Source organism: Falsiroseomonas oryziterrae (assembly GCF_021864505.1).
Classification (GTDB): Bacteria; Pseudomonadota; Alphaproteobacteria; order Acetobacterales; family Acetobacteraceae; genus Falsiroseomonas; species Falsiroseomonas oryziterrae.
Genome location: NZ_JAKJIB010000220.1, coordinates 1 through 6835, shown reverse-complemented (window position 1 = coordinate 6835; position 6835 = coordinate 1). Strand labels below are relative to the sequence as shown.

The window sequence follows — 6835 nt, the reverse complement described above, 5'->3', positions numbered from 1 at the left end:
GGCCCGGCGTCGCGATCGGCGACGACGCCGTGATCGCCGCCGGCGCAGCGGTGGCCGAGGACGTCCCGCCCGGGGCGCGCGTCGGCGGCGTGCCGGCGCGGCCACTCTGACACACGGCTTGCGCGCGCCGCGCGCGGGCTGTTCCTTGCCGCGCATGAGCCATCCGCTCGACAGCCTGTTGCGCCCCCGCAGCATCGCGATCATCGGCGCCTCGGACGACCCGACGCGCATCGGCGGCCGGCCGCTCGCCTATCTCAAGGCGCGCGGCTTCGCGGGACCGATCCTGCCGGTCAACCCCAACCGCGCCACCGTCCAGGGCCTGCCCGCCTTTCCCGACGTCGCGAGCCTGCCCGAAGCGCCCGAAGCCGCCGTGATTGCCGTGCCGGGCGAGGCCGCGATCGCCGCGGTCGCCGCGCTCGCCGCGCGCGGCTGCCGCGCCGGCATCGTCTTCACCGCCGGCTTCGCCGAGATCGGCGACGCGGGCGCGGCGATGCAGGACCGGCTGGTGGCAGCGGCGCGCGCGCATGGCATGCGGCTGCTCGGCCCCAACTGCCTCGGCCTGTTCAACGCGCCGCACGGGCATTTCCCGATCTTCTCGGCCAGCGTCGAGAATGGCTGGCCCGGGCCCGGCACGATCGGCATCGCGAGCCAGTCCGGCGCCTACGGCAGCCACCTCTTCGCCGCGGCGCGCGACCGCGGCATCGGCGTGCCCGTCCTCGTCACCACCGGCAACGAGGCCGACCTGCAGGTCGCCGACATCATCGAATGGATGGCGGCCGCCGACGAGGTGGAGGTGATCGCGGCCTACGCGGAAGGCATCCGCGACGGCGAACGCTTCGCAGCGGCGGTCGAGGCAGCGCGCCGCGCGCGCAAGCCGGTCGTGATGATGAAGGTCGGCCGCAGCGCGGTGGGCGAGGCGGCGGCGCAGTCCCACACCGCCTCCATCGCCGGCGACGACCGCGTGCTGGACGCCGTGCTGGCGGAGCTCGGCGTGCACCGCGCCCGCACGACCGAGGAATTGCTGGATGTCTGCTACGTCGCGCAGAAGCGCATCTATCCGGTCGGCAACACGCTCGGCGTGGTGACGATCTCGGGCGGCGCCGGCGTGCTGATCGCCGATGCGGCGGAGGCCGTCGGGCTGCCGCTGCCGGAGATGCCGGCGGAGGCCCAGGCCAGGCTCAAGGCGCTGGTGCCCTTCGCCAGCCCGCGCAATCCGGTGGACTGCACCGCGCAGGCCTTCAACGACATGAAGGTGGTCGGCGAATTCGCCGAGAGCATGGCCCGCGACGGCGGCTATGCCAGCCTGATCGCCTTCTTCACCGCCTGGGGCGGCAGCCCGACCATGGCGCCGCGCCTGCGCGCCGAGCTGAAGGGCGTGCTGGACCGCCATCCCGACCGGCTCTTCCTGCTGTCCATCCTCGCGTCGCCGGAGCGCGTCCGCGAATGGGAAGCCGACGGGTTCCTGGCGCTGGAGGATCCGTCCCGCGCCGTGGTCGCGCTGGCCGCGATGGGCCGCTTCGGCGAGGCCTTCGCCCGCGATGTGCGATCCGGGACCGCGCTGTCCGCCGTCGCGCTGCCCGACGCCACAGCCAACGAGGCGGAGGCGAAGCGCATCCTGGCCGAAGCCGGCGTGCCCGCGGTGCCCGAGATCGCCTGCGCCAGCGCCGAGGAGGCGGCGCGCGCCGCGCGCGACATCGGCTTCCCGGTGGTCGCGAAACTCCTCTCGCCCGACGTGCTGCACAAGAGCGAGATCGGCGGCGTGATCCTCGATCTCACGGACGAGGACGCGGTGCGACGCGCCTTCGCGACCATCACGGCGCGCGCCGCGACACGGGCGCCCGACGCGCGGATCGAAGGCGTGCTGGTCGCGAAGCAGCTGCGCGACGCGGTGGAGATGGCGGTCGGCGTCGTGCGCGATCCGGTCTTCGGACCGGTCGTGATGGTCGGCCTCGGCGGCGTCTTCATCGAGGTTTTTCGGGACGTCGCCTTCCGCCGCTGCCCGGTGAGCGAAGCGGACGCGCTCGCCATGATCCGCAGCCTGCGCGGCTTTCCACTGCTGGATGGCGCGCGCGGGCGTCCCAGGGCCGATGTCGCGGCGCTCGCGCGCGCCGTAGCCGCGCTGTCGCGCTTCGGCGCGGCCGCCGGGCCGCGGCTGCGCTCGGCCGAGGTCAACCCGCTGATGGTGCTGCCCGACGGCCAGGGTGCCTTCGCCGCCGATGCCCTGATCGAGGTCGCCTGATGCCGATCGAGTACGAGACGCTCCGCAACTTCCCGATCCCGGAGATCCGGCAGCGCCTGCGCTGGCAGGATGCCGCGCTCTACGCGCTCAGCCTCGGCTGCGGTCAGGATCCGATGGACGAGGCAGAGCTTCGCTTCGTCACCGAAGGCGCCGCGATGCGCGCGCTGCCGAGCATGGCCGTCGTGCTCGGCTATCCCGGCTTCTGGCTGCGCGACCCGGCGACCGGCGTGGACGCGCTGCGGCTCGTCCACGGCGAGCAGGCGGTGACGCTGCACGCGCCGCTGCCGGTTGCTGGCGAGGTGATCGGACGCTCCCGCGTCACCGGCCTGGTGGATCGCGGCGCCGGCAAGGGCGCGCTGCTCTACAGCGAGCGTGCGATCCTCGACGCGGCGACGGGCGCCCGGCTCGCGACGCTGGAACAGACCACCTTCCTGCGCGGCGATGGCGGCTTCGGCGGCCCCGACGGCCCGGTGAAGAAGCCGGCGCCGGAGCCGGAGGGCGCGCCCGACCTCGTCCTGGACATCCCGACCCGGCCGGAGATGGCGCTGCTCTACCGCCTCAACGGCGACCACAACCCGCTGCACAGCGACCCTGGCGTCGCGGCGAAGGCGGGCTTCCCGCGTCCGATCCTGCACGGCCTGGCAACCTTCGGCGTCGTCGGCCGCGCCCTGCTGAAGGCGGTGTGCGGCGGCGATCCAGCCCGCTTCGGCCGGATGGAATGCCGCTTCTCCGCCCCCGTCTTCCCGGGCGAGACCATCCGCACGGAGATCTGGCCCGACACGGACGGCGCCGCCTTCAGGGCGCGGGCCGTGGAGCGCGACGTCGTGGTCGTCGGCAACGGGCGCTTCCGCTTCGGCCCCCTGGACCCCCAACCGGCCGAGGGTTAGACGGCGCGCATGATCAACAAGATCGTTGCCTCCATCGCGGAGGCGCTGCAGGGCGTGAAGGACGGCGCGACCGTCCTGATGGGCGGCTTCGGCGCCGTCGGCCAGCCGGACGAGCTGATCGAAGGCCTCATCGAGCAGGGCGCGCGCGACCTCGTCGTCGTGGCGAACAACGCCGGCGCCGGGAAGGTCGGCCTCGCGAAGCTCATGGAAGCCGGGCGCGTCAGGAAGATCATCTGCTCCTTCCCGCGCTCCGCCGGCTCGACCGTCTTCGAGGAGCTGTACCGCGCCGGGAGGCTCGAGCTCGAGATCGTGCCGCAGGGCACGCTGGCCGAGCGGATGCGCGCCGCCGGCGCCGGCATCGCCGCCTTCTGGACGCCGACCGCCGCCGGCACGAAGCTCGCGCAGGGCAAGGAGGTCCGCGACTTCGGCGGCCGCCCGCATGTCATGGAATACGCGCTGAAAGGCGACGTCGCGCTGGTGGAGGCCTGGGAAGGCGACCGCTGGGGCAACCTGACCTACCGGGAGTCGGGTCGGAACTTCAATCCGGTGATGGCCACCGCCGCCGATCTGACGGTCGCGCAGGTGCATCACCTGCGCGAACTGGGCGAGATCGCGCCGGACCACATCCACACGCCCGGCATCTTCGTGAACCGCGTCGTCCGCGTGCATCGCGGCCATCCCTGGAGCTGACGCCGATGTGGAATAGGACGCAGATGGCCGCGCGCGTCGCGCAGGACATTCCGGAAGGTTGGTTCGTCAACCTCGGCATCGGCATCCCGACCATGGTCGCCGACCATGTGCCTGCGGAGCGCGAGGTGATCCTGCATTCCGAGAACGGCATCCTCGGCATGGGCCCCGCGCCGGGGAAGGACAAGGTCAACGCCTGGCTGGTGAATGCCGGCAAGCAGCCGGTGACGCTGCGGCCCGGCGGCTCCTTCTTCCATCACGCCGACAGCTTCGGGATGATCCGGGGCGGCCACATCGACCTCTGCGTGCTCGGCGCCTTCGAGGTGGCGGAGAACGGCGACATCGCGAACTGGGCGACGAGCGAGAACGACAGCGCGCCCGCGGTCGGCGGCGCGATGGACCTCGCGGCCGGCGCCAAGCGTGTCTGGGTGACGATGGAGCACACCACCAAGGACGGCGCGCCGAAGCTTGTGGAGCGGTGCTCCTACCCGCTCACCGCGATGGGCGCGGTGCAGCGCATCTACACCAACCTCGCCGTCGTAGAGGTCGTCCCCGGCCGCGGCTTCGTGGTGAAGGAGATCGCGCCGGGCCTGGCGCTCGCCGACATCCAGGCCAAGACCGGCGCACGCCTGCACACCGATGGCTGATCCCGCGCCGGCCATGCGCGTCGCCGAGTCTCGCGACGCAGGCGTGCTGACGCTGACGCTCGACTACCCGGCGCGGCGCAACGCGCTTGCCATGCCCCTGCGCGAGGCGCTGCACGACATCCTCGACTCGGCGCAGGGCGATGCGGAGATCCGCGCCATCGTGATGACCGGCGCGGGCGGCACCTTCTGCTCGGGCGGCGACATCTCCGGCATGAACGTCACGGATGCCGAGACGGGCCGCGAGCGGATGCGGCGGACGCATCGCATCATCCGCCTGATGGTCGCCGGGCGCATCCCCATCGTCGCCGCGGTGGAGGGCTGGTGCGTGGGCGCCGGCCTCTCGCTCGCCTGCGCATGCGACACCATCGTCGCCGCCGACGACGCACGCTTCATGGCGGGCTTCGGCAAGGTCGGGCTGATCGCCGATCTCGGCCTGCCCTTCACCCTGCCGGCGCGCATCGGCAGCGGCCGCGCGCGGCAGATGTTCCTCTACGGCACGCAGCTCGACGCGGCCGCGGCCGAGCGCATCGGCCTGGTCGACGAGGTCGTGCCGAAGGGCGGCGCGCTGGCGGCGGCGACCGAGAAGGCCCGCTTCCTCGCCGCGCAGGCGTCGCTGCCCATCGCGCTGACCAAGCGCATCCTCGCCGAGGGCCTGGACCGCGCACTGGAAGACGAGCGGCACTTCCAGACGCTCTGCTTCCTCAGCGACGACCACGCCGAGGGCAAGGCGGCCTTCCTCGAGAAGCGCGAGCCCGGCTTCGGCCGGCGTTGACGCGCCACCCTCCGGCGCGGAGCATCGCGCACGGAGGACCGAGCATGACCGAAGTCTGGCGCCTACCCGCGACCGAGGTCGCGTCCCTCGTGCGCAGCCGCAAGGCGAGCGCCGTCGAGGTCGCGCGCGACGCGCTGGCCCGCCTCGACGCCGCCAACCCGGCGATCAACGCCGTGGTGGATCATCGGCCGGAGGAGACGCTGGCCGACGCCGCACGCGTGGACGCGGCGCTCGCGCGCGGCGAGGACCTGCCGATGGCCGGCGTGCCGGTCACGATCAAGGTGAACGTGGACCAGAAGGGCTTCGCCACCACCAACGGCCTGCGCATCCAGAAGGACCACCGCGCGACCGAGGACAACCCGGTGGTCGCGAACCTCCGCAAGGCCGGCGCGGTGATCGTCGGCCGCACCAACACGCCAGCCTTCTCGTTGCGCTGGTTCTGCCGCAACTCGTTGCACGGCCACACCAAGAACCCCTGGGATCCACGCATCACGCCGGGCGGCTCCTCGGGCGGCGCGGCGGCGGCGACCGCGGCCGGCATCGGCGCCGTCGGGCACGGCACCGATATCGGCGGCTCGATCCGCTACCCGGCCTATGCCTGCGGCATCCATGGGCTGCGCCCGACGCTCGGGCGCATCCCGGCCTGGAATCCATCCCTGCCGGACCGGCATATCGGCGGCCAGTTGATGGCCGTCAGCGGGCCGCTCGCGCGCACAATCGCCGATGTGAAGCTCGGCTTCGACGCGATGTGCGCACGCGATGTCCGCGAGCCCTGGTGGGTGGACGCGCCCATGTCCGGCCCGCCCGCGCCGAAGCGCGCCGCGCTGTGCGTGAAGCCCGAGGGCATGCCGACCGTTTCCGAGGTCGAGGCAGCGCTGCGCGACGCCGCGCGCAGGCTCGAGCGCGCCGGCTGGACGGTCGAGGAGGTCGCGCTGCCGCCGCTGCGCGAACCGGCGCGGCTGCAGGCGATGCTCTGGCTGGCGGAAAGCCGGCGCGGGCTGAACAAGGCCTTCGCGGCGGAAGGCGATCCGGATGCGAGCTTCGTCTATGCGCAGATGGAAGCGCTGTGTCCGGAGCCCGACCTCTTCGGCTTCATGGACGCGCTGCAGGCACGCGTCGGCTTCGTGCGCGACTGGATGACCTTCTTCGAGACCTGGCCGATCGCACTCTGCCCGGTCAGCGCCGAGCTGCCCTTCCCCGACCAGCTCGACGTCGAGAGCCCCGAGGCCTTCCGCCGCGTGATCGACGCGCAGCTGACACAGGTCGGCCTGCCCTTGATGGGCCTGCCGGGCCTGACGGTGACGACCGGTCTCGTCGGCCGCACGCCGGTCGGCGTGCAGCTGCTCGCCGGCCGCTACCGCGAGGACCTGCTTCTGGAGGCCGGCGCCGCGATCGAGGCGGCCGGCGTGCCGGCGACGCCAGTGGTGCCGGCGCGGGGGTGAGGCGCAGCGGGAGGGGCGTTGCCCCTCCCGGACCCACCCCACCAGGAGCCTGGAGGCTCCTGGACCTGCATCGGTTTTCGGGTGGCGAGGGAGGGGGCCAAGGCCCCCTCCCTCGCCACCCGATGACAGACGGGGTTCCAAGGGCCCCCGGCCCTTGGCGG

At 73.0% G+C, this 6835-nt stretch carries 6 protein-coding genes; all 6 read left to right on the top strand.

Features of this window, described 5'->3' with window-relative positions:
- Positions 1–154: 154 nt before the first annotated feature.
- From L2I40_RS16080 to L2I40_RS16055, 6 genes are read left to right on the top strand one after another with little or no spacing between them, the layout of a single operon-like run.
- Positions 155–2239 (top strand): acetate--CoA ligase family protein, encoded by a 2085-nt coding sequence (locus L2I40_RS16080; protein ID WP_237216211.1) that lies wholly within the window; start codon positions 155–157, stop codon positions 2237–2239.
- A complete protein-coding gene (locus tag L2I40_RS16075; RefSeq protein ID WP_237216210.1) occupies positions 2239–3126 on the top strand; it encodes a MaoC family dehydratase in 888 nt (295 codons plus the stop codon). The genes L2I40_RS16080 and L2I40_RS16075 overlap by 1 nt, the downstream gene beginning before the upstream one ends.
- Positions 3127–3135: 9 nt before the next feature.
- Positions 3136–3816, top strand: coding sequence for a 3-oxoacid CoA-transferase subunit A (locus L2I40_RS16070; protein ID WP_237216209.1), 681 nt, complete (start codon positions 3136–3138; stop codon positions 3814–3816).
- 5 nt (positions 3817–3821) lie between these two features.
- Complete coding sequence (locus L2I40_RS16065) at positions 3822–4460, top strand: 3-oxoacid CoA-transferase subunit B (RefSeq protein ID WP_237216208.1); 639 nt, start codon at positions 3822–3824, stop codon at positions 4458–4460.
- The gene (locus tag L2I40_RS16060; RefSeq protein WP_237216207.1) at positions 4453–5232 is read left to right on the top strand and encodes an enoyl-CoA hydratase/isomerase family protein; all 780 of its coding nucleotides are present in this window, start codon (positions 4453–4455) and stop codon (positions 5230–5232) included. Before L2I40_RS16065 ends, L2I40_RS16060 begins: the two co-directional genes overlap by 8 nt.
- Positions 5233–5276: 44 nt before the next feature.
- Entirely contained in the window at positions 5277–6674 is a 1398-nt protein-coding gene (locus L2I40_RS16055) for an amidase family protein (protein WP_237216206.1), read from the top strand.
- The last annotated feature ends 161 nt before the right edge of the window (positions 6675–6835 follow it).